Below are 25,143 nucleotides of genomic sequence, written 5' to 3'. Positions count from 1 at the left end.
CAGGTCGGATACATGGCCGCACCAACCAGCAACTGCAAAAGCTCACAAATCCCTTGCCAACGGAGAGCCGTCCATACACGGCCCCAAAGCCCCCAGGCGGCAACGCACTGTGAGATAAAGTCTGCCGCTTTCTCCCATCGTATTCGATGCCCGTCTCTGCACGAAGGCTTGCGAGCGAAACGCGGCTGTAATCGGCAAGGCGCAACATCCGGCTTTTGTTGATCGCGTACCGTTCCGAATTGCAGTTGGCGAGCATCCTAGTCAGCCAGGACAGCATGGCCGTGTCCAATTTCGGGCGAAGGATGAGAGGAGCATGCTTCATGAACAGCCACTTCATCGCCTTTAACGGTATGCCAGGGGCAGCCCAAGGGGAACAGTAGCCGAAGGAAATTTCACCGGCGTTGGCGAAGCTCGTCTCCAGCGCTGGCCCCTTTAGTCTGTCGATGACGATGACCTCGTGTCCCGCCTTTGCCAACTGGTAGGCGGATGTCACACCGACGATGCCTGCGCCCAGAACTGCCACTTTCATTTGGGACTGAACCCTTCTTTGAGGCTGCTGGAGGGCTACCCCATGCGTTCGGAGGCATAGGATCCGGGCGATGCCGGGAAGACCACCGCCTTGCTTCCGTTGATGAAAACGCGACCATGGATGTGAGCGTGGATCGCACGGGCGAGAACCTGGCTCTCAACATCGCGGCCAAGGCTCACGTAGTCTCCGGCACTTTGTGCGTGCGTGACCCGCACAATGTCCTGCTCGATAATCGGACCCTCGCCCCTGGGACCTTTGCGACCAGGCTCAAGTCGGGGCTGAACGCTGCCGGGCACCCAGTGACAATTCTCGAGGTGGGGTACACGGCGACCACCAAACGGGGTCTCGCTTGGCTGGCGGAATCCAAGGACGGCCTTGACCTGCGGGCGAGCCCTGCAAACCACGTTGTCATCATTGAATTGGGTCAGAACGATTGCGCTCGTATCGACCTGGATCACACGCGAGCGAACCTCGACCAGATTCTGAGTATCCTCGCCCAGAAGCGCGTACCAGTGCTTGTAGTTGGAACCGCGGCCTATGACTATTGCTCGTCTATTCTCTCTGCTGGGCATGGGGCTGATTATGCCCAGCGATTTTCAAAGATGTTCTCCGAGCTGGCGACCAGGCATGGAGTCTTGCTCTACGCCGACTTCAAGGAGGGTGTGACTGGGCATCGGGAGTTGCTGCAAGCGGACAGCGACCACCCAAATGCAGCGGGTGATGCGATCATCGTTAGAAACATGCTCCCTATGGTTGAGGCGCTGCTCGCGCAGGTGCAACCGCGTTGAACACCCGTCTGAAGAACGAACGGCGGTCTATGAAGGCTGGACCGTGTTCTCAACAGCGAATTGGCAGACGCGAGCCAGCGCCACGGATTCTACCGCCAGCGCCGCTGGTACGAAACCTATCTCTCGCGGCTTTCGGGTAGGAGCTCATGAGGTAGTTCGGAGGACATCTCCAAGCGGCAATCCGCAGGCACTCGGACCTGAGTGGAATCCCGGTTGCAGCCATCACCGAGATCACACAAGTTATCGATCCGCTTACTGGCCAACAACGAAACTGATCCATTTGCCCGAGTTTTTAACAGCAACGGAGATTAGAAGTCGAGTAAACGGCATTGTGCAACACTGACGGATTGCCTCTCGAAGCCGTCGATAAGACTTAGGGAAAGCAACATGCATACTTAGAAATATTGAAGATTGTTGACGTTTTACTGTTAAAGTCGCATAAGATATCTTATGGAACTTTGACATTAAATGAAAATGCTTCGTTGACCACATCGTCCTGTGCAACCACGGATTCGTAGTTTGCGAAAGAGAAATCTCTCTCAAAAAGCACGTCGGCTACATTTGAGAGAGCACATTTTTTGACCGTTCAAGGCCTTCCGGCTTGTATCAGGCTCGCCCGCGACTCCCATGGAAAGCGTGCACTCGGTCGCGAAGCCACCAGGCAATCTTAGGACACTGCTATCACGGCGCTCTAAGAGATCAGCGGCGCCCCTCTCCGGCTTGGTAATCGGCCTTGCGCTTTGATCCCTAAGCGGGGAACATGCGCGATCAGCGCGCCGTCAGCCGGATTTTCGACTGAGGTCGCACGGCGTGCGGACAAATTCGCCGTCGACAAGGCACCGGTGTTGAAAGAGGGGCGCGTCGGCGAGCGGCGGGAGGATCATTGGCAGGAGCTTTCTCGATCGGGCAGTTATGCGGAAAACAGGAATGCCGCCGCCGGATCGAAAAAGACTTGACGGCTGCAGGGCGTCAGATCCTGCGACCGCATGGCGGCGGAGGTCGGCCTGATGTCGATCTCCTGTCCAGTGGCCGTGCGCGCGACGATGCGCCGTCGTTCGCCATAGAAGGCGACATCGACGATCTCGACAGCGAGTTCCGCGCTCGCCGGCTTTCGTTCCATGCCAAACGCTTCCGGCCGGATCATCAGCCTGGTTTTTTGCCCCTTGTCGAAGGTCCTGTTGACGCTCACGCCGGAGACGACTGAACCGTCCGCCAGCCGGATCGTTGCCGCGCCATTGGCGGTTTCGAGATGTTCGGCGGTGAGGAAATTCGAATTGCCGATGAAGCCGGCGACGAAGTCGGTGGCCGGTCTGAGATACAGGTCCTCGCCGCTGCCGGTCTGCTCGATGCGACCGTCCCTGAAGAGCGCGATCCGATCCGAGAGGTGCAGCGCTTCCTCCTGGTCATGCGTGACATAGAGGATGGTAACGCCGGTCTCGCGGTGGATGCGGCGGATCTCGGCCTGGATCTCCTCGCGCAGTTTCTTGTCGAGCGCCGACAATGGCTCATCCATCAGCAGGATTGGCGGGTCGTAGGCCAGTGCGCGGGCCAGCGCCACGCGCTGCTGCTGGCCGCCCGACAGTGCGCCCGGCAAGCGCGCGGCGAAGCTTTCCAGCCGCACCAGGGTCAGCATGTCGGCGACCTTCTTCTTCACCTCGGCATCAGGTCGGCGGCGCACCCGAAGCGGAAACGCGATGTTCTCGGCCACCGTCAGATGCGGAAACAGCGTGTACCGCTGGAAGACCATGCCGATGCTGCGCTTGTGCGAGGGTATCGCCAGCAAGGATTTGCCTTCCAGTTGGACATCGCCGGAGCTCGGATCCTGGAAGCCGGCGATGGCATAGAGCGTCGTTGATTTTCCCGAACCCGACGGCCCGAGAAAGGTCAGGAATTCGCCCCTGGGAATCTCAAGGGTGACGTCGTGCACGGCGGTGAACGCGCCGAACGCTTTGTGCAATTTGCGGATGGAGAGGAAGGGCTGGGTCATGTCTTGACCTTTCGCTGCAGCAGCGCCGTCACCACCATCAGGGCAAGCGTCAGCCCGACCAGCAGGCTGGAGGCGGCGGCGATGACCGGGCTCAGATCCGAGCGCAGACTGCCCCAGATCTTGACCGGCAGGGTTTGCAAGGAGGGGCTAGCCATGAAGATCGCCACCACGACTTCATCCCAGGAGGCGAGGAAGGAAAAGATCGCGGCGGAAAGGATGCCGATACGGATCGACGGCAAGGTGATCCTGAGCTTTGCCTCGAGCGGGCTGGCGCCGCAGACGATCGCGGCATCCTCGATCGACTTGTCGAAGCCTTCGAGCGCCGTGGCGATCGGGATGATCGCGAAGGGCAGGGCAAGCACTGTGTGGGCGATGACGAATCCGATCGTCGTACCGCCGAGACCGAGGCGCAGGAAGAAGGCGTAGATTGCGATGGCGAACACCACGACCGGCAACACCATCGGCGTCAGCAGCAGACCGCGAAGGATTTCGCGGCCGCGAAACTGGCCGCGAACCAGGGCAAAGGAGGCAAGCAGGCCGATCATCACGGCAAGGATCGCCGTCATCGTGGCGATGCGGGCGCTGGTCAGCGCCGCCTCCAGCCAGGATGGGTCGGCGAACAGCTCCTGGTACCATTTCAGCGTCCAGCCAGGTGGCGGAAAGGCCAGCCAGCGCGACGAGCCGAACGACAGCAGAACAATGAAAACCACCGGCAGGAGCAAGAAAGCGGCGACCAGGGCGGTGAAGCCGAGCAGCGCAATTTTCAACCAACCCATGCGGTCGTAGTCGAGCAGCATCTCAGATGCCTCCCGTCATGCGCCTGGCGCCGACAAGGCGCAGCTGCAATGCGTAGAGCGCCATGGTGACGACGAGCAGGATGAAGGCGGCGGCGCTGCCCAACCCCCAATTGAGCAGCGACTGGATCATCTGCGCGATCATTTCGGCCAGCATCATGTTCGATGTGCCGCCGAGCAGTGCCGGGGTGACGAAATAGCCGAGCGACATGACGAACACCATCAGGCCGCCAGCGGCGAGGCCGGGCAGCGACAGCGGCAGCAGGATGCGACGGAATGCCTGGATGGGGCTGGCGCCGCACAATGCTGCGGCACGCAACGTCATCGGGTCGATCGCCCGCAAGGTGCCGACCAGCGGCAGGATCATGAACGGCAGCATGATGTAGACCATGCCGATGGTCACGCCGGTGAGATTGTTGATGAGCGGCAGCGGCTGGTCGATGATGCCGATGGCGAGCAGCGCTCGGTTGATGACGCCGGTGCGCTGCAGCAGCACCATCCAGGCATATGTGCGGGTGAGCAGATTGGTCCACATCGACAGGATGATGACGCCGAAGATGATCGAGGCCAGCGCCGAGGGCATGATCGCCAGCATCCAGGCGACTGGAAAGGCGACGACGACGGTAACGGCGGTGACCACCGCCGCGACGAGGAAGGTGTTGAAGAACACCCTGGCATAGGTGCCGTCACCCAGCAGCGTTGCGTAGTTCTGCAGGCCGGGTTCGGGCTCGGTGACACTGCGCAAGAGCAGGGCCAAGACCGGCACGACGAAGAACAGCACGATCAGGACCAGCGCCGGCAGCAGGCTGTTGAAGCCTGCCGGCATGCGGAATCCTGGTAGGCTCTGGCGTGTTTCGACCGACATGGCAGTGATCCGGCTATGGGACGAGACGGTGCTGGCCGCCTCGTCTCGTGCTGTTCAAGAGGCAGGCTTATTTCGCCTGCCAGGCATACCAGCGCGTGGCGATCTCGTCGCGGTGCTCGGCCCAGTAGTTCATGTCGAGGTTGATCTGCCCGTCGACATGGGCATCCGGCAGCGACTTCACGACGTCCGCCGCCATTTCGGCCTTGGCCTTGGTGTTAACAGGCGCATAGCCGCTGGATGCGGCAAATTTCGCCTGGCCGGCCGGGCTGCTTGCCGCAGCCAGGAACTTCATCGCCGCATCCTTGTTCTTGGCGCCTTTCGGCACCACCAGGACGTCGGCTGCCGTCAGGTTCTGATTCCAGGACACACCGACATCGGCTTCGTCATGCTGAAGCGCAAAGACGCGGCCGTTCCATAGCTGGCCGAACGCCGCCTCACCGGAAGCGATCAGCTGCTGCGACTCGGCGCCGCCGCTCCACCAGACGATGTCAGACTTGATGGTGTCGAGTTTCTTGAAGGCGCGGTCGAGATCGAGCGGATATAGCTTGTCGGCGGGAACGCCGTCGGCCAGCAACGCGATCTCGATGACGCCGGGCGCCGACCATTTGTAGAAGGTGCGCTTGCCCGGGAATTTCTTGGTGTCGAACATGTCGGCCCAGCCGGCCGGTTCGCCTGACACCGCGCCCTTGTTCCAGGCGAGCACGAAGGAATAGTAGAAGCTGCCGACGGCATGGTCGGTGGTGAAGCGCGGATCGAGATCGGCCTTCGGCACAGCGGCGAAATCGATCGGCTCCAGCAGGCCGTCCTTGGCCGCCTTGATGGCGAAATCCATCTCGACGTCGACGACATCCCAGTTGACGCTACCGGCGTCGACCATGGCCTTCAGCTTGCCGTAGTCGGTCGGCCCGTCCTGCAGCACCTTGATGCCGGATGCGGCGGCGAAGGGCTCGGCCCACGATTTGGTCTGCGCTTCCTGGGTTGTTCCGCCCCAGCTGGTGAAGACCATTTCCTCGGCCTTGGCGGCCGTCGTTGCAAGCAGTCCGGCAAGAATGCCGGTGAAAATCAGTTTCATGTCGTTCTCCTCTGTTTGTTTTCGTTGTTGGCTGTTCGCGATCGGCGTTTTCGCCTTGATCGCGAATCCCCGTCCGCGGCGGCTACCGCATGACAAAAGGATCGGGAATTGGGTCGTCGGAGGTGCGTATCCACACCGATTTCGAACGCGTGTAGTCGTGGATCGCGTCCATGCCGCCTTCGCGGCCAAGGCCTGACTGGCCATAGCCGCCGAACGGAACCAGCGGCGAGACGGCGCGATAGGTGTTGATCCAGACCACACCGGCGTGGATGCCGCGCGCCATGCGATGGGCTTTCGCGAGATTGGTGGTGAACACGCCGGAAGCGAGGCCGAACCTGGTGTCGTTGGCAAGCGACAGCGCTTCAGCCTCGCTGTCGAAGGCAAGCGCGCTCAGCACCGGACCGAACAGCTCTTCGCGCACGCAGGCAAGGTTCTGGTCTGATGCCTCGATGATCGTCGGCGCGTAGTAGAAGCCGTCCGCCTTGCCCTCGGGGCGCTTGCCACCGGTGACCAGCCGGCCGCCACTGGTGAGGCTTTCGGCGACGGTCTTCTCGATCCATTCGCGCTGCCGCGATGTGGCAAGCGGCCCCATTTCCGTTTCGGGATCCTGCGGGTCGCCGATCCGGATCGCCTCGGCCTTGTGCTTGAGCCGGGCGAGGAACTCGTCCTTCACTGAACGCTCGACCAGCAGGCGCGAGCCGGCGACGCAGCTCTGGCCGGTGGCGGCGAAAATGCCGGCGACAACAGCGTTGGCGGCGCTGTCGAGATCGGCATCGGCAAACACCACGACGGGGCTTTTGCCGCCCAGTTCGAGCGTCGTGGAGGCAAGGTTTTCCGCGGTGTTCCTGACGATCTGGCAGGCGGTTGCCGGACCACCTGTGAAGGCAACGCGGGCGATGAGCGGATGGCTGGTCAGGCGGTGGCCGCAATCATGGCCGAAGCCGGTCAGGATGTTCACGCTGCCGGCGGGAAAGCCCGCCTCGTGCACGAGTTCGGCAAAGGCCAGCAGTGGGGCGGGGCCATCCTCCGAAGCCTTGAGGACGACAGTGCAGCCGGCCGCCAAGGCCGGGCCGAGCTTGACGGCGGACAGGAAGAGTTGCGAATTCCACGGCACGACCGCCGCGACGACGCCGATCGGCTCGGGTCGGATGGTCACTTCCATGTCGGCCTTGTCGATCGGGACAAATGAGCCTTCGTGCTTGTCGGCCAGCCCGCCATAATAGCGGTAGTAGTCGCCGACATAGGCGATCTGGGCGCGCGTCTCGCGGATGATCTTGCCGGTGTCGCGCGTCTCGAGTTCCGCCAGCCGGTCGGCATTGGCGACAACCAGATCGCCGAGCCGCACCAGAAGCTTGCCGCGCGCCGTTGCGGTCATCGCTGCCCATGGGCCGGAGTGCAGTGCCCGATGTGCGGCCGCGACGGCGCGGTCGACATCGGCGGCTGAAGCCGCGGGCATTTTTGCCCATGTTGTGCCGGTCGACGGGTCGATGCTGTCGAAGGTCGAGGCGGCCTCCACGAACTGGCCGTCTATGTAGTTCCTGAATTCGCCGGTGCTCGTCACGCGCGCGGTCCCTGGAAGGCCGGCATCACTTTGTCGATGAATAGCTGCAGCGATTTCTTCTTGCGCTCATGCGAAAGGCCGCTGTCGATCCAGATCGAATACTGGTCGTAACCGAGCGCCTCATAGGCCTTCAGCCTGGCGATCACTTCGTCTGCCTCGCCGATCACAAGATGCTGCCGGATCTTGTCCGGTGCATATTGCGGCATGGCCGCAATCTCGCCCTCCGTCAGTTCTTCCAGCACGCCCTGGCGCACCGGCTTCTTGTTCTGGAACCAAGCGCCGAACTGGCAATAGAATTGCGACAGGTCCTGCGTCAGACGCTCGGCGTCGGCTGCGTCCTCGGCGACGAATGTGTGCATCAAGAGCATGATCTCGGGTCGCGCTATTTCGGGATGAGCAGCACAGGCCGTGTTGAAGCGCTCCATCAGGCTCACCACTTCGCCATCGCCGGAGGCGAGCGGCGTCACCTGGACATTGCATTTATTGGCCACCGCAAAGTCGTGCGAATTGGGGTCACGCGCCGCCACCCAGATCGGCGGATAAGGTGTTTGCAGCGGTTTGGGCGACGAGGTGGTCGACGGGAACGACCAGAATTCGCCGGAGAGTTCGAAATCGCCATCCCACAGGCCACGGATCGCCGGCACCATTTCGCGCATGCGCTGACCCGCGCCCCAGGCTTCGAGCCCGGGGAAAAGCCGCTGGTATTCGTATGCATAGGCGCCGCGTGCAATGCCGATGTCGAGCCGGCCGCCGGTGATGACGTCGGCCATCGCCGCTTCGCCGGCAAGTTTGATCGGGTGCCAAAAGGGCGCGATGATGGTTCCGGTGCCGAGGCGGATGGTCGACGTCTTGCCGGCCAGATAGGCGATGTTGATGAACGGGTTCGGCGAGATGGTGAATTCCATGCCGTGATGCTCGCCGATCCAGGCGGCCTCGAAGCCGGCCTGTTCGGCAAGCTGGACGAGTTCTCCCAGCTCCGTCAGCAGCTCGGAATGCGGCTTCTCCAGCTCCGAGCGCTCCATGTGGACGAAAAGCGAAAATTTCATTGGCATCACCTGCGACCAGTAAGAGCTTGGGACGACGCGGCCCTGGCGAGCGGCCGGACTTCGCCTTCGACCTCGTTGCCGACATAGACACCGAAAGCATCTTCCGTGCGTTCACTGATATAGCGGGTCAGCATGGAACGAACCGCCGGATCGGCGATCTTCAGATCGGCGATATCGTCGATCTCGACAAGCCGCGTCTGGCGATCGCTGGGATTGGGTGCGGTAACCGTTCCCCGGTAGTAGACGTGTGAGCGCGACGGATCGGCCGCGTCGTCCCACACCGCAAACAGGAAGCCGAGCTGTGCGTCGACAGCCTTGGCGGCGAGGCATCCCTTGAGGCTGCGAGCGTCCTTCGGCGAGCCCAGCCCGCGACCCGCCGGCAATTCGTGGAAACCGCCCGGTGTTTCGAAGAACAGCACGCGGCCTTCATTCTCGAGAATGGCACCAACTTCGGTCCCATGAGGTGCTGCCGCCAGCGCCTCCTGGCTGAGGCCGGGTGTGACATAGGTGCCGCGGCAATAGCCAAGCGGCTGCGCGCCATTGTGGGTGAAGTCGCGAACGCGGCCGATCAGGATCGAATGGTCACCTGCGTCGACCAGTTGCTCCATGCCGCAATCGAATACGGCGACGGAACCGTCGATCAGCGGATTGCCGGTTTGCCCGGACTGCCAGGCAACAGAAGCGAATTTATCGGCTGCCTTGGAGGCGAAGATGCCGGATTCTGCCTTCTGGCTCTCCGACAGGATGTTGATGGCGAAACCTCTTGAGGTCGAAAAGGCGCTGTGCCCCAACGCCTTCTTGGCGATGCACACAAGCACCAGCGGCGGATCGAGCGAGACCGAGGTGAAGGAGTTGGCGGTGAAGCCGCGTGGCTCGCCCTCCGCACTGACCGTGGTGACGATGGTGACACCGGTCAGGAACGAGCCGAGCGCCCGCCTGAATTCGCCGGCGTCAAATGCAGCAGCCGTCTCCGGCCTAATGGCAGCGTCTTTCTCCGCATCGAGAAACGCCATCATGTGTTGAGTCACTTTTTCCGGCGAAGCGATTGTCATCATATGTCTTTCGCCGCTGAGAACGAGACATTGCCCGTGCGGTGCCAGTCGGGCCATCGCCGCCGACATGGCCGGCGTGGAATTCCTGTCTTCCGATCCGGTCATGAACAGTGCCGGCGCTGCGAGCTCGGCCAGGCGGTCGACATGCTCGGTATCGGCGCGGGCAAACAGGCGATAGGTGCGCGCGTAGCCCTGAGCGCTGACGCCTTCAAGCGCCGTGCGTGCCGTTGCGGCTGCACTGGCAAGGGTGGCCGGCAGCGGGTCGCCGAACCAGCGGGCAAGCGTTGCGGCGATGGCCGAAGGATCGCCATGAGAGCCGAGTGCTGCCGCGCGTTCGCGCACCGCCTGCGCCAATGCCTCAGGACGACGGAACACGCCGTTGAGGCAGATGACGGAGTCGACACGCGACGGTGCGCGAAGGGCGATTTCGAGAGCGACCAGCGCCCCCATGGAGTGGCCGACGATCGAAACAGAGGCGAGACCGAGGTGATCGAGCAAGCGGATCGCCTGGTCGGCAAAGTCGGACAGGTTGGAGTTTTCCGGCGGCAGCGGCGAATTTCCATGGCCGAGCATATCGATGGCGATCAGCTCGCGGCGATCCTGCATCAGCTCGATCTGCGCCTGCCAGATCCCGGCATTCATGCCGACGCCGTGGATGAGCAGAACCGGCGCGCCGGAGCCGGCACGGATGAAGCCGGTTCCGTCCGGAGCCGTGTCCCGGACCCATGCAAGGGCGGCGGCGTCAGCCATGCAGATCACCGACCTCCTTCAGATCCTGATAGCGGTCGCCGATGCGGTGGTGCGGACGTCCGCCAATGGAGGCGCCGAGCGCCACCACCAGTTCGTCCGGCGCCGGCGCGTCGCCGATCTGGAAATGCACGGTCAGATAGTGGGAGCGGCGGCCTTCGTCGTTCTTGTCCATCAGCGGGATCATGATTGGCGTGTTCGGCCCGCCACGCAGATTGGTGAAGGCGAGATAGGTCTTGGCGCCAACGGCACGGCGATAGTGGTTGCCGAAATGCAGGGTGTGGATCAGCGCCGAGGCGTGTTCGATCTCGCCTGAGGTGCCGCAGATGGCAGCCTTGCCGTAGCCCTCGATCGCCTCGCCGGAACCGGCGACGGCAAGAATCTCACGGGTAAGCAACTCGCCAAGCACCGGCGCATAAGCCCGTATCGCGGGCGAAAGGTCATCGGTAAACCCCTTGCCTGCCCACGGGTTGTCCAAGACAGCAGCGACGCCTATTAGGCGCAGGGGCCTGGGTGCCGCCTTGCCACCCTCGATCAGAGTGGTCTCGACATGGGTCACTATCTTCCGAATAGCAGGGCTCATAGAGGTCCTCTGGAAACTGACCAAGGTTGAACTCACATTCCATAATATGGTATACCATACTATTATCGGCCAAAGCGCCTTGTCAACAGGCATTCGAATCTGGTTTCGTCATTCGTGAAAGGACCAATCCATGGACGATACACTTCGCATCGAGCGCTCGACAAAAACGCTTCGGACCCTAGCGCTGGAACGCATGCGCGAGGCGATCATGGATTTTCGGTTCCAGCCAGGTGAAAGGCTTGTCGAACGGCCGCTTTGCGACCAACTCGGCGTCAGTCGTTCCGTGGTTCGAGAAGTGCTGCGTCAGTTGGAGACCGAGGGCCTTGTCCAGATGATTCCAGGGCACGGGCCGGCGGTAGCGCGACCCGACCTCAACCGTACGGAGGAGATCTATGAGTTGCGTGCCTTGCTTGAGGGGATCGCGGCGCGTGCCTGCGCCCTCACCGCAACCAGCGAACAGATTGAAGGTCTCGAACGCGCGTATGAGGACCTGCTCAAGGCATGGGCCTCAAGCATCCCCGTCGAGGTGATGCGGGCAACATCGCGCTTTTACGAGAATTTGTTTGTTGCCGCAGGCAAGCTGATCGCCTGGGAAATCGTGCAAGGATTGAACGTGCGCATCAATCAATTGCGATCGATGACGATCGCCTCGGCCAACCGGCGCGGTCCCGCGATCGCCGAGATGGAAGATATCATGAACGCGATAAGGGCACGTGAGGCCGACAAGGCGCAAGCCGCCGCCCGGCACCATGTCGAGCAGGCTTGGAACATCGCGCGGCTGTCCTTGCGTCCCAACTGATTTTCTCCTGACGCTGCCTCTGTCGAATCGGCAAGGCTGTCCTCGGGGGGCGACTCCGGGTGCGCACGTCCGCGTCTTTCACTAAATTTTTTTGGTAGGCCCGTCCGCGGAAGCTGTTTCCCTTGCGCAAGCCTCGGCGTCGCGGTCGCTCGCGTCATGACCGACAACGTCCTAGGAGCGGAAGAAAATGGAGGAGACAGTCAAAGTCTCTCTGTTCGTCAGCATGATCTCGCCGCATGACGCTCGTCAAGTTGGGTGGTCGAACCAGGCGACTTCCACCGGCAAGGGAAGACGCAAAACTCACCTGGAAAATGGCGACTTTTGCCATTGTGGGCGTGAGCCTTGCTTTCGCGAAGGAGGAGCTAACCACCTCCGTCACCCAGGAAACGGTAATTCGGCTGCTGTGTATGACGGGAATTGGCGAAGCTGAAGCTATTGACCTAGCATCCAGGCCGCGACCCGCCCTCTCTCCAGAAGAAACATCACTGTAGTATTCCATTCCCGGTCGCTCGCCCTGCTGCCGATTTCCGGCGAATGCGACCTCGCGCGATTGGAAGGATGCCACATCAACGCGAGGCGAGAAGAGAGCCGCCGGGGCCCGCAGGGCTCGACGGCCTTCCAAGGTATCAGCCGCCGAGATTCACCCACACCGACTTTGTCTGCGTGTACTGTGATAGCGCCTCAAGGCACTTGTCGCGCCCGTTGCCCGTCTGCTTGTACCCACCCCAGATCGAGGTCATATCGCCATGGTCGAAGCAGTTGACCATCGAGGAGATCCAGACGATGACGGAAGCGGCGCTCGCATTCGCGCGCGAGGACGCCACGGTAGAGGAGACGCGAACCGTCGATCTTTCGGCGCTGGTCGGCAGCCTCTGCGACGATCTCGCTGAGCTCGGCCAAGACATCACCGTCAGCGATGGACCCAAGGTGCTGTACCGCGGCCGGCCGGACTCCCTGCGCAGGGCGATCCGCAACCTCGTCGAGAATGCCGTCCGCTATGGCGAACAGGCAAGGGTGAGCCTGGTCCGGAGTGCCGACAGTCTGGACATCGTGGTCGAGGACGCAGGACCCGGCATTCCGCCAGGCAACATGGAACAGGTGTTCGCTCCCTTCTTCCGCATGGAGCAGTCGCGCAACCGGGAGACCGGCGGCGTCGGGCTCGGCCTATCAATCGCCCGCCCCATCGCCCGTCACCACGGCGGCGATATCGTGCTGGAGAACCGGAGCGGGGGCCTTCGCGCTGTCATCAGGCTGCCGCTCATCGACATGGCCAAGCACCTTGCCCCGGCGCCGGTGCCTGAGACGAACCCTCCGACCGGACTACGATCGTTGCCGGTCTGACCGAAGCCCGTCCCGCGATCAGGACTGCCGCGCTGCCGCCACGATTGGATCATCGCCGTCGCAACGAAGGACAAGTCATCACCTGCATCCTCTCCCTCCCTGCCCAGCCACCGCTGTTGCTGTCGAGCGGCTGGTCCTGCCGGAAGCCTCCGGCCCGCAGCAAAGCTCCTCCCCTCAACGTTTCGCAGAGGCCATCCGATGAACCAATCACAAGCCACGACACACAGCCCCCTTATGTCCGCTGGAGTTGCAACCGCATCCCTGGCGACGTCCATCATGCGAGCGCGTGCATCCCTGGCTACGCTGTTGGCCGCCGGCCTGCTGTTGCCTGCCGCCGCTTCCGCGCAGCAGGCCGACGGCGAGCGGCTGTTCCGGCAGCGCTGCGGGGCGTGCCACAGCATGGAGCCTGGCCAGAACAGGGCCGGTCCGCATCTGTCTGGCGTCATCGGCCGCCTTGCCGGCAGCATCGAGGGAGCCCGCTATTCAGCCGCGTTGCGGGAGTCGAACATCGTCTGGGACAGTCAGTCGCTCGACACCTTCCTCACGGCGCCGCGTCAGATGGTGCCTGGCACCCAAATGACTTTCGGCGTTTCCAATGCCGCCCAGCGCGCGGCGATCGCGCTCGCGAACGTCCCGTTCGAAGGCATCCGGGTTCCTGGACCGCTTGTTGGTCTCTCGGATCATCAGAGAATGACGGCATACTGGTTTTTTACTCGATGATATCAATCCAATCTCCCTTGGTCGAGGAGCCGATCCAGGAGGTGGACGGTAACATGTGGGCGGCCAAGGAGCGCACGACGACCTACATCGGCCGCTACAGCGCCAGGCTACATATCGGCGAGGCTTTCATTTCCGAAATCGATCTGCGCAAGTAGGGAGCCATCCCATCGCCGCGATTCCCCTCCTTATGCGGCGCAGGTGCCGAGTATCGGGGTCATCGTTTTCACATGCTCATCAATCCGCTCGAGCACCTTCTCCGGAATAACGGCCCGTTCCGGAAGGCTCCACCAATGATCGTTGACGCGCTCGACGACCTTGATCACCGTCCTCAGCACGGCCGGCTCTGGCAGCCTTGCACGGTTGGCGAACGCCTTCCATCGCGGGGCAGCGAGCGCCTTGAAGGAGCGTTCGCCGCCGAGCGAGAGCGCCATCGAGTCGGCGGGAATATAGGGCACGGTCGACAGGACGTCATAAATTGGCGCAAGCTCTGGCTTGTCGCCAGGGCCCCGGTAGATCAGCGACCAGTTTTTGAGGTGCATGTCGCCGTTGCCGGTGATGACCGTCAGCGCCAGACGGCGCACGAATTCGAGCGCGGCCGTCGGCGAGACGGCCGCGCTCAGGGCTGAGGCAATGTCATGATATGCGGCGCCCTCATATTTGCGCGAGGGATAGACACCGAAAACCTGCGCGAAATCCTCGATATGGACGCGCTCACGACCAACGACGCGATCGAAGCGTTTGACGAGGAGAACCTTGCCGTCCGACAGCGTGTCGAACTCCTCGGGAATTCCCTCGAAATCGGACTTCTCGACAAGCTCGCGCTCGGGCACGTCCATGCCGATCGCCGCCGCCAGCGCTAGGCTGGCAAACTCATTTTCAGAGACGCCGGGGAACGCCGACGATGGAAATTTGGCGATGTACTGGCCTTGCTCGTCGCCCATAGGCAAGGTCAACCCACCTCCCTTGCCGGTGTTCTTCATCACAGAGAGTTTCATCTGTACGCCCGCGAGCGAGAACCGGGCTTTTGGCCTATCCTTTGAGGCATCCTCGGCAACTGCCGTCGTGCCATCGGTCGGCAAGACACGCACGGCGCCCGGAAGATCCGCACCCAGCGCGGCCAGCAGATCAAAATCGTTTCCTGCGCGCACATTGCCTGCGTGGTGTTTCTCCATCGCTTCGCGCAGTTTGTCTTCTGGAAGAAGGTTGGCGAAAAATGCAGGTAAGGCCCCGGCAAGAGGCTTTGGATCCTTCCGCAATCCTCCTGCCGCCGCGCGGAAAGAAAGGCTGAGGACGGGAAAGCCCCCGGTCGCTCGATAGGCGTCGTCGAAATTGAATGCATTGAAATCGCCTGGCGTCCTGACGATCGTTCCGACCTTCAGATCGTTCAGCAGCACGTCAAGGGAGGGGATGGCCTTGGGTGCTTTAAACATTCGGGGGACGATCATCCTCGTCGGGTTGGGAAACAAAGGCGGGGAGATCGTCGTCATGCGGTCGCAGCAAGGACTTGACGGCAGGAACCATGGACTGTGGGATCAGCATCATCTCCAGGCCTAGGGCGCGGGTGATGTTCATCAGGGTGGTCGCACGTGCCGCGGCTGCGCCCGTTTCGATGTCGCGATATCGGGGACGCGATATGCCGGCCATATCGGCGACCTGCTCCTGCGTCAGCGACGCGGTAAGCCGCGCCTGCTTCAGCAGGTGACCTATTTCAAGCAGGCCCGCATATTCCGATGGCATGGTGATACCTATGGGTTTCATTCAAAGCTAGTTTGATACGCATAAGCATCTTTTGTGCTGTCAATGTCAAGGGGTTGATCTGTTTGTAGATCATTTGTCATGTAAATGAACTGTTTGGGGATCATGACCTTAGGTGAGCGCTGATCCCGCATCGCCTCAGGGCCGGTCTCGCCATCGGCGCGCATGGTGAAGATCCGCTCCGGGGTTGCCTTGACCTTGCGACCGAACTTGGTGCCGATGGCCTTGGCCTTGGCAATCCCATCCAACAGCCTCTCCGAGCGAATGGCCGTCTCAAACTCAGCGAACACGGCCAGCATCTGGAGCATGGCGGGCCTCGGCATTGTGATGATGCCGATCGCCGCTTTTCAGGCAGAAGACAACGACGGCGCGTCGGTTGAGGTGGTTGGCGTCACCTACAGGCAGGACGACAACGAAAACCTGTCGTTCGTCGTATGTGGGTGATGGCGAGATTATCCCATCACTGCGCGACAGTGTTAAAGCAGCATGAACCCTGCACCCCGATCAACGAGCGTCACCAGCACTACGGAGAGCGCCGAACCATTCCGCGGCAGGCGCGTTTCATGGAAGGAATTCTATTCGCTGCGGCCTGGCTTGCGTTCTGCCAATGATAATGAGCGGAGGGGTACGGCCGGCAGGACCGACTACGTTCGGCCGGCGAAATGACACGTGGGCAACTCGCAACCGCACCTTGGTTTTCCAGATCGGCACCAGATGCCAGTGACACCTACTCAAACTCGAGTAGGGATCCGGTTGTCGTCCTCGCCGATCGAAGTGGACGGCTAGGCCTTCATCGACCGCAGCCAATACAGCGTAACACTCAATCTGCTCGTCGGAAAGCTCGCAGTCTAGGACTTTGTCTCGCACTGCTTGAACTGCCGAAAAGGTAGAAACGATGCGTCCGGCGGCACAAAAGCAGAGATATCCCTCGACAGCGTCAATGACGTCGTCGGGAACAATAAAGTTAAAATGGCGCAAATTAGATGTGGTGGAAGCTACGCGGTTTAGCATTTCGCCTTCAGTAAGCCCCAGCAGACGCTGGCGCCGAAAATGAAAAATTAGCAAGAACTATTTGGGCGGCGCCGACTTTTATCCACCGCTTTCTAGGGGATAGGGGCGTTCCGATATCCGCCATATCGCGCCCATTTCCCCAAAGACATAACATGACCACTTCCCCACACCGTCGCGCTTAGCGACGGCACTGTGCAGGTGTGTCGCCTCGGTTGGGCGGATCTATGGAAACTCCGACCCGACCTACGGCCGGCGAATGACAATCAGATCGGCTCGCCGAACTCCTCTTCGTTACGGGCGGTCGGGGTGCTCTCATAATCGGGCTGCGGTCGTAGGCGCAAATCAACTCGAGCCTGAGCGCGCCCGACTTCTTCACCGAATTTATACGCAACATAGAGTGCGCCGATTCTGACAAGCCAACGGATCATGAAGGTCTCCTTCGGCGGGAGAAACCCGGCGAAGGGCGGATTGTTCCACCGGATGCTGAATGCAAGTTGCCGCTCCGATGGGGGTGGCGCATGGTGTATTGGCGAGGAAAACGATGGACGAAGCCGAAGCGCTTGAAATTACCTTTACTGAGCTGGATGCAGCTTTGCCGAGGCTTGCTGCCAGCGTGGCACCACCGTCGGCAATCAATCTAGCCTCCGGCCGACACTGTCGATATGTCGAACAGCATCCTCAGCAGGCCCTGGTTCTCAAGTCCGTCCGAACACTGACTGCTCTAACGGCTTGTGCATCCACGTCGGTGATCAGCATATGGCCCGGCGACACCGTGATCGAGATCGCGAGTTCGGCACGCGCAAGAGCGTCTTGAGCGGTCAGGCTGCTGGCCCAGAATACAGGGACCTCCCCTTCCCTGATTTCGACCGCATCGCCCCAGTCGGGAGCCATCAAATCTCGTATCCCGATGGTCACCGGCTCCCCGACATGGATGGGGGAGCCGTGCGCATGCGGGAAACCTGCGGTAAGGGCGCGAACCTTGTCGACGTCGCATTGTCTTATCGGGCGCATGGAGACGACCATTTCGCCACCAAACGATCCGACTTGGAAGGTCTCGATCCTGGTTCTAAACTTGGGAGAAGTTTTTCCGACGTCGATGCGACGGAGTTTCACGCCCTTTTCGGCAAGTGCTGCCTCGACGGTAAGCGAACTGCCTAGCGCAAAAGCGGCAAAGTCATCCCGCCATAAATCGATGATGTCGGTTTTCCGACGGATCATCTCCCCAAACCAATAGATGTTGTACTGGGGCGCATCGGTGCGGATATCGATGTCACCCAAGGCGGGGAGCAATGGACTGCCGGCACGACTCACGGCCACCAAAGGACAGGGTTTCGGATTGCGGACGCAAAACTGATGGAAATCTCCGGCAAAGCTGCGGGGCACAATCACAACGTTGGCCTGCAATTTGCCGCGCGCAAGCCCTCCCGTATGCCCATCATAGGCGCCCGTTCTAACCAGTCTGCGCAGCCTATCTGCATCGACCAGTCGCAAGTCCTCGTAGATCAATGAAGTGGTCTGGCGAGCCATGGATTCCGAGGATGTGCATGTTTCAGAGACACGTCGAGAAGGCGTAAGATCATCGACGGGTTGGCCGCCTGTCAAATTATCAGAATCTTTCCTCGTCGATAAATTGTATTTATTGGTCGACCAACAGAGGCCTCTGTTATTATTAGCCTCTGCTCATAAATCTTTCGCTCTCATTGGCAGCTGCGGCAGCCGATCGCTTCTATCTGTCGGGCTGCTTCGTGCAGAAAGGCCAGGTCCCGGTTCATGTAGAAGAGCAGGAAAGGCGCGTAGAGGACAAGTACGAGGCTGAACACCAGCGTCTTGACGACCAGCGAGAGCGCAAAGACATTCAGGTGCGGCGAGGCGCGCGCCAGGAAAGCCAGCACAATGTCGGACAAGAGCATGCTGACAACGACCGGGAACACAAGGGTCAACGCCATCACCAGGATGCGATTCAGCAGATCGAGAAATATCCAGGCAGCATCCTTGCTGAACACAGGCAGAAGTTGGTCGATCGGCCAAAGGCCGTAGCTGTCGTAGAGGCTCGTCAGGGAGAGCTGCAGGCCACCGGCTGCCAGATAGATCGTCACCATGATGACGGCGAGCAAGGTGCCGGTGGCACTCGTCTCATGGGTCATCATCGGATCGATCAGGGTCCCCATCGTGGAACCGCGCTGCAGGTCCAGGATATCGCCCGCAGCCTCCGCCGCCCAGAACGGTATGCCCATTGCCAGCCCGAGCGTCACCCCGACAACGACCTCCTTGAGCATGTACAGAACGATCATCGTTGTCGTGATATCGGTGTTCGTCAGTTTGGTCATGATCATCGGAAAGACCGGAACCGCCAACGCCAGGGCCACCCCATTGCGCAGAAGGCCGGATAGCGGCACGCGTGAAAAGAGCGGCATCAGGAGCATGAAACCGGTCAGGCGTGCGAGCGCGAAAGCCCCTGCCAGAAGATAGAACTGAAGCTCTTTGACCGACGCGAAGAGTGGTTCGACCGGCATCCGCGTGCCTCAGCGCGTGACGACGGGGAATTCGTCCAGCGCCGTCGAGGCCTGCTCCGCGATCTGCTGGCCAAGCAGCGGACCGAAGACGATGATGACCAACAGGATCACGACGAGCTTGATCGTCTGCGGCAGCGATTGGTCCTGAATCTGCGTCAGCGCCTGGGCAAGGCCGACAAGGATGCCGACAGCCAACGCCGCGATGATCGCCGGACTGGACGCGAGCAGCACCGTCAGAAGCGCGCTTTGGACCTTCGCCAGGATGAAGTCATTGCTCATGCGAACCCAGCGGTGTCAGACGTAACTCAGGATGAGGCCATGCATCAGCCGCGACCAGCCATCAATGGCGACGAAAAGGAACAGTTTCAGCGGGATCGAAATGAGAACCGGCGAGACCATGATCATGCCGAGCGTCATCAGGACGTTCGCAACAACGATATCGATGATGAGGAAAGGAAGATAAAGCAGGAAGCCGATCTCGAAGGCGCGGGTAAGCTCGGATGCGACGAAGGCGGGAACAAGGATCGAGAGATCGTCGTCCTTGAGATTCTGCCGCGCCTGTTCCGGCCACAGGCGGCTTGTGCCATCGAGAAAGAACTGCCGTTCTTCCGGCTGGGTGAATTTCATCAGATGTCGCTGCAATGGTTCCCTGACCATTTGTGCCGCCCTGGCAAGGTCGTCCGTAGTCTGGAACTGAATTTGTCCTTCCTGAAGCCGGCCCGACATCTCGCTCAGCAACGGCGTGGTGACATAGACCGTAAGCACAAGCGCTATTCCGTAGAGCACCAGATTGGGCGGCATCTGCTGGACGCCAAGCGCGTTGCGCACAAGAAACAGCACGACCGAAATTTTCAGGAAGCCCGTCATCGTGACGACGGCCAGCGGCAGCAACCCGACGAAGCCTACAGCGATCAGAATCCCAAGGAGGTTGGGCGAATTCTCAAGCATTGTCGAACATACGGACGATCCGCACGCCCAGGTTTTCCCCAATCCGCACGATCTCGCCACGACCGACACGCTTGCCGTTGGCGATGATGTCGACAGTCTCCTGCGTTACATCGGTGAGCGCAATGATAGCGCCGGGCGCAAGCTGCCTTACGTCCCCAAGAGGCATTGCCGTGCGGCCGATCTCGAAGGCAAGCGCGACCGGCAACTCGTCCAGAGTCGACTCTTCCAATGTCTGGCCGGCTGGCGGCGGCGTGTTCTGGTTCATGGTCCACTCCCAATTCGATCCAGCGATTGCAGACGGCGCGGCAAGCAATTGCGGGCCACCGGCAGTCAAGGTCACCGGCGCATAAAGACGCTCGGCAATGATGAGTGCCGCCATGCGTTCTTCCTCCGCATCCCTGAAAAGCACCACATCGCCAGGCTGCAGGCTTTGAAGCTCGCCAAGGGTGATCGTCAGCGCGCCACGTCGAAGGCACACCGACAGTGGGAATTCGGCCGGAATCGGCGGCCTCGCTTTGCCGATCTCGTCGAGAAGGCGGCCGATCCGAACCGCCAGGCCGGCGTCCGTCGTGTTCAACACGCAGTCTATCGTTTCGTCGTTGCCGGCCATGACAAAAGCGAGGGGGATTTGCTCCGAAACCGTATCTCTTCGTTCAACCGAGGTGAGCGCGATCCTCTCACCCAGCTTGCTCTCAATCCTTTCGAGGTCCTCTTCGAATGCGGATTCCAGCAGCAGTGCGGCGTGAGTGGGCGCCAGTCGTTTCATGTCGACCAGCTCGTCCGCCTTGGCGAAGGCTCGTTCGACCACAGAAAGCGGCAGGCGCAATTTGGCGACCTTGCCTGCGACGGTGAACGCAATCGTGCACAGCCGCTGGTCCGCAGGGTTCGCCGCCGGCCAGACGGCAGCAATCGTCATTGCCTTCCCCGCGATGGTGATCTGCGCTGGGGCGCGGCGGCGGTAGAAGGCGTTCAATGCCCCGACTTCCGCGGCCGCGACGGATTCCAGTGTCAGCCGTTCGCCGACGCCCGGCAGTCCGGCTGAGCGTTTCACCGGTTTTCCGCGCGCTTTCGTTTTTGCCGACGCCAGGGCCTGAGGCATTACACTTCCATATCCACGATCACGGATGGGCTATCGTTCTGTTGGCAAGCGCGGCGGATCGCGTTCCTCTTCCTCGACAAGCTCGGAAAGAGCGAGGCGACGGCGCGCGCTGCGTTTGGTCAGATGCTCCAACAGGCCATCCAGCTTCGTCACCGCCTTCAGGCTCGCACGATGATCATTGCGGGCTGCCGACAACTCCTCTTTCCGTCGCTCCTCGGCGGCGCCGGCAATCTTCTCGTTTTCGCGCAACTGCTCGGTTTTTCTGGCGGCGATTTCGAACCGTCCCTGAAGCCGATGGAAGCTGGCAGCCTTTACCGGCTGCCCAACCAGCGAACCGAACGCTGCCTCTTCTGCGTCAACCGTGCGCCGGAGGTGTTCGGTGACCGCAGCGGCTGCCGCCTGAACCTCCTTCGCGGCCCGATGCGCAGCGGCGTGCCTTCTGATCACGCCTTCCTTGGCGCGTTCTTCCCGGCGGCGTCTGAGGTCGCCCAATCGAGCGATCATGTCACGATCTTTCATTGACGATTTCCCGCATGAGTTGGCGCGTCTTGTCGATGCTCTCGTGTGTAGCGGACGCCTGACGCAGAAAGGCGTTGATGGCATCGATCTTCGCCACCGCCTCGTCCGCGACGGCATCGCTTCCCTTTTCGTATTCACCGACCCGCAGGAGAAGTTCGATGTCGGCGTAGCGGGCAAGCAACTCACGCAGGCGGCTGGCGTCAGACCGATGGGCCGGCGGTACAACCGCATCCATGAGGCGGCTTCGGCTGCGCAGGACGTCGATGGCCGGGAAATGGTTCCGCTGCGCGAGTTCGTTCGACAGGAAGACGTGGCCGTCGAGGAGCGCCTGAATTTCCTCGGCGACAGGATCCAGCGTGCCGTCGCCTTCCAACAGAACGCTGTAGAGGCTTGTGATGGAACCGACGCGGCCGGGGCCTGAGCGCTCGAGCAGGCGGGGCAAGACCGCGAACAGCGAAGATGGAAAGCCGCGACGCGTCGATGGCTCGCCCGAGGCCAGGCCAATCTCGCGCTGCGCACGGGCAAACCGCGTTATGTTGTCCATCGTAAGCAGCACATGCTTACCCTGGTCGCGAAAATATTCGGCAATGCTGGTCGCCACATAGGCGGCCTTGACGCGCTCGATGGCAGGCCGGTCGGAGGTCGCGACGACGACGATTGCCCGCTGCCGCCCTTCCGGTCCAAGCTGATGTTCGAGGAACTCACGCACTTCACGTCCGCGCTCTCCAACAAGGGCGACCACGGCAACATCGGCATCGGTGCCTCTGACGATGTCTGAAAGCAGGATCGACTTGCCGACGCCAGGTTCGCCGAAGATGCCGACGCGCTGCCCGCGCGCGCAGGTGAGCAGCCCGTCGAGGACGCGGATTCCGAGCTGGATCGGCTCGGAAATCAAGCTGCGCTCCAGCGGAGATGGCGGATAGGCATTGACCGGATAGCTGCCGGTCATGCCATCCTGCGAAAGCGGCTTGCCGTCCAAGGGCTCGCCGAGCGCGCTGATCACCCGGCCGAGAAGCCCGGGACCGACGGGCACACGCTGGTCCTTTCCGGTCGCGACTACCTCCGTCAGGCTTGAAAGACCGCTCAGATCGCCAAGCGGAACAAGGATCGCCATTTCGTCCATGAGGCCGACGACTTCCGCCTTGGTCGTCTTGCCGGTCCTGGGGTCGACCAGTTCGCATATCTCGCCGATCCGGGCCTCCTCGACGGTCGCATGGATGATCGTGCCGGTGACCCGCCGTACACGCCCTTTCCTGGGCCGGCTGGCATCGTTGCGGAGGGCGGAGCGCAGGTTCGGAATGAGGGACGCCAGACGGCTTTCGATATCAACAGCGGGCTCTTTCATGGAACCTCCGCCTTTGACGCAATCGCGGCAGCTATGGCTTGGAGCTGCGCGTCGATGCTCGCATCGACGACGGCAAAGTCGGTCGAAACGATGCAGGCGCCGGTTGCCAATGCGTCATCCGCGTCGATCTCGACCGTCATGCCCAGATCACTCTCGCGCAAGACAGCGTCCAACTCATCGCGAACCCTGTCGACGGAAGCGGGATGAACTCGGACTTTCAGATATTTGGCGCGGCGAATTTCAATCACAGCCTGCCTTGCCGCCTTCGCGACAAGCGTGCTGACGTCGAATTCTCCAAGCATTCGCCTGACGACATCGAGGGCCAGGCTGATGACTTCGGCTTCCAGCCCGCCAAAATAGCGATCCACCTTGACCGCCGTCTCGCTGATCAAGCGTGTGGCGTCCGCATCGCCTTGCGCCTTGCCGTCTTCATAGCCCTGCGCATATTCAGCCGCATAGGCTCGCCGAGCGGCATCACGCAACTGCTGCGCATCGCGCCTTGCTTCATCGAGAAAGGCATGCCCATCCTGCAGGGCGCGCACCTCGGCGGCGCGCAGGATCCGGGCGAAAGGGCGCCCCGGCACGGCATCGGTCGCTTTGCCCGGTTCGATCATCCCGCCGAGCTCATCGCTCGTCGAACAATCGCGGGACCGGTCTCGGCAAAGGGTTCGCCTGCCCTCTGATCGACAAGCTCGTGCGGCACCAGCTTGAGGCGCACCCGCATGCTCGTATCGCCAGGCATCGCCTGACACCAGGCGCCAAGGCAACTCAGGCCGTGGGCATAGACACGGCCGTAAATGTCCTCCAGGGGTTCCAACCGCTGCATCGGACCGGCCAGATCTCGGTTGGCGACCGCGAAAGCGCAGAGATCCGCGCCAAGCGCTGCCTGCCACGCGGCCGCTTCGCGTCCAACAATGACAGCGGCCAGACTGCCGGCCCAGTAGATCGCGCCGGCGCGAAGCGCAAGTTCCTCCAGCTCCTCGCCGGAGGACAAGGCGATCGCTCGATCAACCTCGTCGGCCGGCTCTTCGACTGCTGAAGACAGCTTATGACGCTCCGCCAGAAGCTCCGATAATCGTTCATGCAGGCGTCGCGACTGCAGCATGCGCTCGCAGACAGCCTCGCCGATCGTGCCGTCAAGGCATTCCGCGAGCCTGGCCGCATCCACATAGGATGCGGGGTTGGATACGAATGCCTGCCATTCCGGGCTGGCGGTTTGCTTCGAGCCGGTCTCGGTCATGTCTTTTTCACAGACAGTGCCGAAGCATCGAGCGCATAGACGCCGGGCTGTCGGTACCACCGGAGGTAGGCCAGCCGGGCAGCCAGCGCGAGTATGGCCGCCGCCATGCCGTAGAACAGCCACATCGCGGCGACGACGCTGTCCGGATGCAACCAAAGGCCGAGGAACGTCGTGAAGCCCGCCTCGCCGGTTCCCTGCTCGGGGGCCGCCGCCGTTACCGGAATGAGGGTGACGGAAACATTGTCATAGGTCAGTCCGGCGATACCCTTGGCCACCAGCATCTTGACCTGTGGGATCAGCTCATTCATCGGAACCGATGCGCGATGCCGGATGAAGACGGAGGCGGACGACGGCACCAGCTGCTGTCTCAGCGGATCGTTTTCGGGCAGGACAAGATGGACGCGCGCGGAAAGCACGCCGTCGATATCCGAGATCGTCTGCGACAGCTCCTGGCTCAGGCCATAGATCATCGCCGCCCGCTCTTCCACCGGCGAGGACACCAGCCCACCTCTCTTGAACACGTCGCCCAGCGTCTGGAATTCCTGTTTGGGCAATCCGCTTTCATCCAGAATCGCCATTGCGTCGGCGAACCGATTTTTCTGCACGGAAACCGTCATTTTCCCATCTTTAGCGGTCTCGCGTTGGGCAGGAATCCCATGACGCATCAACGTGGCCACGATCTCGTTGGCCTGCCGCTGGTTGAGGTTGGAATAGAGCTCCTCCGAGCACGCCTGCAACGCAAGCATGCCGATAACAATCAACGCCACGCGCCACCGGGCGCCGCATCGATTCAATAGCGTTGACCGCCACGGCAAGGTTAGCGTCGGCA

30 protein-coding genes and 2 pseudogenes are annotated in these 25,143 nt (G+C 61.4%); 8 read left to right on the top strand and 24 right to left on the bottom strand.

Going from position 1 to position 25,143, the window contains the following annotated elements; genetic code table 11:
- Positions 1-529 (bottom strand): FAD-dependent oxidoreductase (locus tag NKJ01_RS18855; RefSeq protein ID WP_352730041.1); only part of this gene is annotated, 529 nt, incomplete at its 3' end.
- Positions 530-564: 35 nt separating this feature from the next.
- Positions 565-771, bottom strand: a pseudogene (gene purU, locus NKJ01_RS18850) (formyltetrahydrofolate deformylase); the annotation flags it as partial.
- Here purU and NKJ01_RS18845 point away from each other — a divergent pair.
- Positions 730-1,317 carry a GDSL-type esterase/lipase family protein gene (locus tag NKJ01_RS18845; protein WP_352730039.1) on the top strand — a complete coding sequence of 196 codons (588 nt, stop codon included), beginning with the start codon at positions 730-732 and terminating at the stop codon, positions 1,315-1,317. The pseudogene purU and the gene NKJ01_RS18845 overlap by 42 nt on opposite strands.
- Positions 1,318-2,227: 910 nt before the next feature.
- Here the strand turns inward: NKJ01_RS18845 and NKJ01_RS18840 are convergent.
- The 8 genes from NKJ01_RS18840 to NKJ01_RS18805 form a co-directional block, all read right to left on the bottom strand.
- Entirely contained in the window at positions 2,228-3,304 is a 1,077-nt protein-coding gene (locus NKJ01_RS18840) for an ABC transporter ATP-binding protein (protein ID WP_352730037.1), read from the bottom strand.
- Positions 3,301-4,101, bottom strand: coding sequence for an ABC transporter permease (locus NKJ01_RS18835; RefSeq protein ID WP_352730035.1), 801 nt, complete (start codon positions 4,099-4,101; stop codon positions 3,301-3,303). Before NKJ01_RS18835 ends, NKJ01_RS18840 begins: the two co-directional genes overlap by 4 nt.
- Position 4,102: 1 nt before the next feature.
- Positions 4,103-4,963 (bottom strand): ABC transporter permease, encoded by an 861-nt coding sequence (locus NKJ01_RS18830; protein WP_352601127.1) that lies wholly within the window; start codon positions 4,961-4,963, stop codon positions 4,103-4,105.
- 67 nt (positions 4,964-5,030) lie between these two features.
- Positions 5,031-6,035 (bottom strand): ABC transporter substrate-binding protein, encoded by a 1,005-nt coding sequence (locus NKJ01_RS18825; protein ID WP_352730033.1) that lies wholly within the window; start codon positions 6,033-6,035, stop codon positions 5,031-5,033.
- Positions 6,036-6,117: 82 nt separating this feature from the next.
- Positions 6,118-7,596, bottom strand: coding sequence for an aldehyde dehydrogenase (locus tag NKJ01_RS18820; RefSeq protein ID WP_352730031.1), 1,479 nt, complete (start codon positions 7,594-7,596; stop codon positions 6,118-6,120).
- A complete protein-coding gene (locus NKJ01_RS18815) occupies positions 7,593-8,642 on the bottom strand; it encodes an LLM class flavin-dependent oxidoreductase (protein WP_352730029.1) in 1,050 nt (349 codons plus the stop codon). Before NKJ01_RS18815 ends, NKJ01_RS18820 begins: the two co-directional genes overlap by 4 nt.
- Before the next feature lie 5 nt (positions 8,643-8,647).
- Complete coding sequence (locus NKJ01_RS18810; RefSeq protein ID WP_352730027.1) at positions 8,648-10,444, bottom strand: alpha/beta fold hydrolase; 1,797 nt, start codon at positions 10,442-10,444, stop codon at positions 8,648-8,650.
- Positions 10,437-11,024, bottom strand: coding sequence for an amino acid synthesis family protein (locus NKJ01_RS18805; RefSeq protein WP_031260025.1), 588 nt, complete (start codon positions 11,022-11,024; stop codon positions 10,437-10,439). Before NKJ01_RS18805 ends, NKJ01_RS18810 begins: the two co-directional genes overlap by 8 nt.
- A gap of 130 nt (positions 11,025-11,154) precedes the next feature.
- On the opposite strand from NKJ01_RS18805, the gene NKJ01_RS18800 reads away from it, so the two are divergent.
- Positions 11,155-11,823, top strand: coding sequence for a GntR family transcriptional regulator (locus NKJ01_RS18800; protein ID WP_023758719.1), 669 nt, complete (start codon positions 11,155-11,157; stop codon positions 11,821-11,823).
- A gap of 236 nt (positions 11,824-12,059) precedes the next feature.
- Entirely contained in the window at positions 12,060-12,314 is a 255-nt protein-coding gene (locus NKJ01_RS18795; protein ID WP_352601117.1) for a hypothetical protein, read from the top strand.
- Between the two features lie 135 nt (positions 12,315-12,449).
- On the opposite strand, the gene NKJ01_RS18790 is transcribed toward NKJ01_RS18795, so the two are convergent.
- Positions 12,450-12,563 (bottom strand): hypothetical protein, encoded by a 114-nt coding sequence (locus NKJ01_RS18790; protein ID WP_352601115.1) that lies wholly within the window; start codon positions 12,561-12,563, stop codon positions 12,450-12,452.
- A 22-nt stretch (positions 12,564-12,585) separates the two neighbouring features.
- On the opposite strand from NKJ01_RS18790, the pseudogene NKJ01_RS18785 reads away from it, so the two are divergent.
- From NKJ01_RS18785 to NKJ01_RS18775, 3 genes and pseudogenes are all read left to right on the top strand, one after another.
- Positions 12,586-13,164: pseudogene (locus NKJ01_RS18785) on the top strand (sensor histidine kinase); the annotation flags it as partial.
- A 306-nt stretch (positions 13,165-13,470) separates the two neighbouring features.
- On the top strand, positions 13,471-13,884 hold the full coding sequence (locus tag NKJ01_RS18780; protein ID WP_352730024.1) for a c-type cytochrome: 414 nt from the start codon (positions 13,471-13,473) through the stop codon (positions 13,882-13,884).
- Positions 13,881-14,039 carry a hypothetical protein gene (locus NKJ01_RS18775; protein WP_156938521.1) on the top strand — a complete coding sequence of 53 codons (159 nt, stop codon included), beginning with the start codon at positions 13,881-13,883 and terminating at the stop codon, positions 14,037-14,039. The genes NKJ01_RS18780 and NKJ01_RS18775 overlap by 4 nt, the downstream gene beginning before the upstream one ends.
- Positions 14,040-14,069: 30 nt before the next feature.
- On the opposite strand, the gene NKJ01_RS18770 is transcribed toward NKJ01_RS18775, so the two are convergent.
- Genes NKJ01_RS18770 through NKJ01_RS18760 form a run of 3 tightly spaced genes read right to left on the bottom strand, consistent with a single transcriptional unit; the run spans position 14,070 to position 15,947 of the window.
- Positions 14,070-15,314 carry a type II toxin-antitoxin system HipA family toxin gene (locus NKJ01_RS18770; protein ID WP_352730022.1) on the bottom strand — a complete coding sequence of 415 codons (1,245 nt, stop codon included), beginning with the start codon at positions 15,312-15,314 and terminating at the stop codon, positions 14,070-14,072.
- Positions 15,307-15,621, bottom strand: a complete 315-nt coding sequence (locus tag NKJ01_RS18765) for a helix-turn-helix domain-containing protein (RefSeq protein WP_352601167.1) — start codon at positions 15,619-15,621, stop codon at positions 15,307-15,309. Before NKJ01_RS18765 ends, NKJ01_RS18770 begins: the two co-directional genes overlap by 8 nt.
- A gap of 17 nt (positions 15,622-15,638) precedes the next feature.
- Entirely contained in the window at positions 15,639-15,947 is a 309-nt protein-coding gene (locus NKJ01_RS18760; protein WP_352730020.1) for a hypothetical protein, read from the bottom strand.
- Between NKJ01_RS18760 and NKJ01_RS18755 the strand changes: the two genes are divergently transcribed.
- Positions 15,946-16,083 (top strand): hypothetical protein, encoded by a 138-nt coding sequence (locus NKJ01_RS18755; RefSeq protein WP_352730018.1) that lies wholly within the window; start codon positions 15,946-15,948, stop codon positions 16,081-16,083. The genes NKJ01_RS18760 and NKJ01_RS18755 overlap by 2 nt on opposite strands.
- 830 nt (positions 16,084-16,913) lie before the next feature.
- Here NKJ01_RS18755 and NKJ01_RS18750 read toward each other — a convergent pair.
- The 6 genes from NKJ01_RS18750 to sctQ form a co-directional block, all read right to left on the bottom strand.
- Positions 16,914-17,078 (bottom strand): hypothetical protein, encoded by a 165-nt coding sequence (locus NKJ01_RS18750; protein ID WP_023758727.1) that lies wholly within the window; start codon positions 17,076-17,078, stop codon positions 16,914-16,916.
- A 250-nt stretch (positions 17,079-17,328) separates the two neighbouring features.
- Complete coding sequence (locus NKJ01_RS18745; RefSeq protein ID WP_023758728.1) at positions 17,329-18,177, bottom strand: D-glutamate cyclase family protein; 849 nt, start codon at positions 18,175-18,177, stop codon at positions 17,329-17,331.
- A 170-nt stretch (positions 18,178-18,347) separates the two neighbouring features.
- Positions 18,348-19,163, bottom strand: coding sequence for a type III secretion system export apparatus subunit SctT (sctT, locus tag NKJ01_RS18740; protein WP_352730016.1), 816 nt, complete (start codon positions 19,161-19,163; stop codon positions 18,348-18,350).
- A 9-nt stretch (positions 19,164-19,172) separates the two neighbouring features.
- Complete coding sequence (locus NKJ01_RS18735) at positions 19,173-19,442, bottom strand: EscS/YscS/HrcS family type III secretion system export apparatus protein (RefSeq protein WP_023758730.1); 270 nt, start codon at positions 19,440-19,442, stop codon at positions 19,173-19,175.
- 15 nt (positions 19,443-19,457) lie between these two features.
- A complete protein-coding gene (gene sctR / locus NKJ01_RS18730) occupies positions 19,458-20,111 on the bottom strand; it encodes a type III secretion system export apparatus subunit SctR (protein ID WP_352730014.1) in 654 nt (217 codons plus the stop codon).
- A complete protein-coding gene (sctQ, locus tag NKJ01_RS18725) occupies positions 20,104-21,162 on the bottom strand; it encodes a type III secretion system cytoplasmic ring protein SctQ (protein ID WP_352485938.1) in 1,059 nt (352 codons plus the stop codon). The genes sctR and sctQ overlap by 8 nt, the downstream gene beginning before the upstream one ends.
- Before the next feature lie 219 nt (positions 21,163-21,381).
- On the opposite strand from sctQ, the gene NKJ01_RS18720 reads away from it, so the two are divergent.
- Positions 21,382-21,732, top strand: coding sequence for a hypothetical protein (locus NKJ01_RS18720; protein ID WP_198032217.1), 351 nt, complete (start codon positions 21,382-21,384; stop codon positions 21,730-21,732).
- On the opposite strand, the gene NKJ01_RS18715 is transcribed toward NKJ01_RS18720, so the two are convergent.
- From NKJ01_RS18715 to sctJ, 4 genes are read right to left on the bottom strand one after another with little or no spacing between them, the layout of a single operon-like run.
- A complete protein-coding gene (locus tag NKJ01_RS18715) occupies positions 21,716-23,074 on the bottom strand; it encodes a FliI/YscN family ATPase (protein ID WP_352730012.1) in 1,359 nt (452 codons plus the stop codon). The two genes, NKJ01_RS18720 and NKJ01_RS18715, sit on opposite strands and share 17 nt — an antisense overlap.
- Positions 23,071-23,688 carry a type III secretion system stator protein SctL gene (sctL, locus tag NKJ01_RS18710; RefSeq protein ID WP_352730010.1) on the bottom strand — a complete coding sequence of 206 codons (618 nt, stop codon included), beginning with the start codon at positions 23,686-23,688 and terminating at the stop codon, positions 23,071-23,073. Before sctL ends, NKJ01_RS18715 begins: the two co-directional genes overlap by 4 nt.
- The gene (locus tag NKJ01_RS18705; RefSeq protein WP_352730008.1) at positions 23,685-24,314 is read right to left on the bottom strand and encodes a SctK family type III secretion system sorting platform protein; all 630 of its coding nucleotides are present in this window, start codon (positions 24,312-24,314) and stop codon (positions 23,685-23,687) included. Before NKJ01_RS18705 ends, sctL begins: the two co-directional genes overlap by 4 nt.
- Positions 24,311-25,081: a type III secretion system inner membrane ring lipoprotein SctJ gene (sctJ, locus tag NKJ01_RS18700; RefSeq protein ID WP_352730006.1), complete on the bottom strand. Its 771-nt coding sequence runs from the start codon at positions 25,079-25,081 to the stop codon at positions 24,311-24,313. Before sctJ ends, NKJ01_RS18705 begins: the two co-directional genes overlap by 4 nt.
- Positions 25,082-25,143 lie beyond the last annotated feature (62 nt).

This window comes from Mesorhizobium sp. M0276 (genome assembly GCF_040321755.1).
In the GTDB taxonomy this organism is placed as follows: domain Bacteria; phylum Pseudomonadota; class Alphaproteobacteria; order Rhizobiales; family Rhizobiaceae; genus Mesorhizobium.
This window is presented reverse-complemented; position numbering and strand designations above follow the sequence as displayed.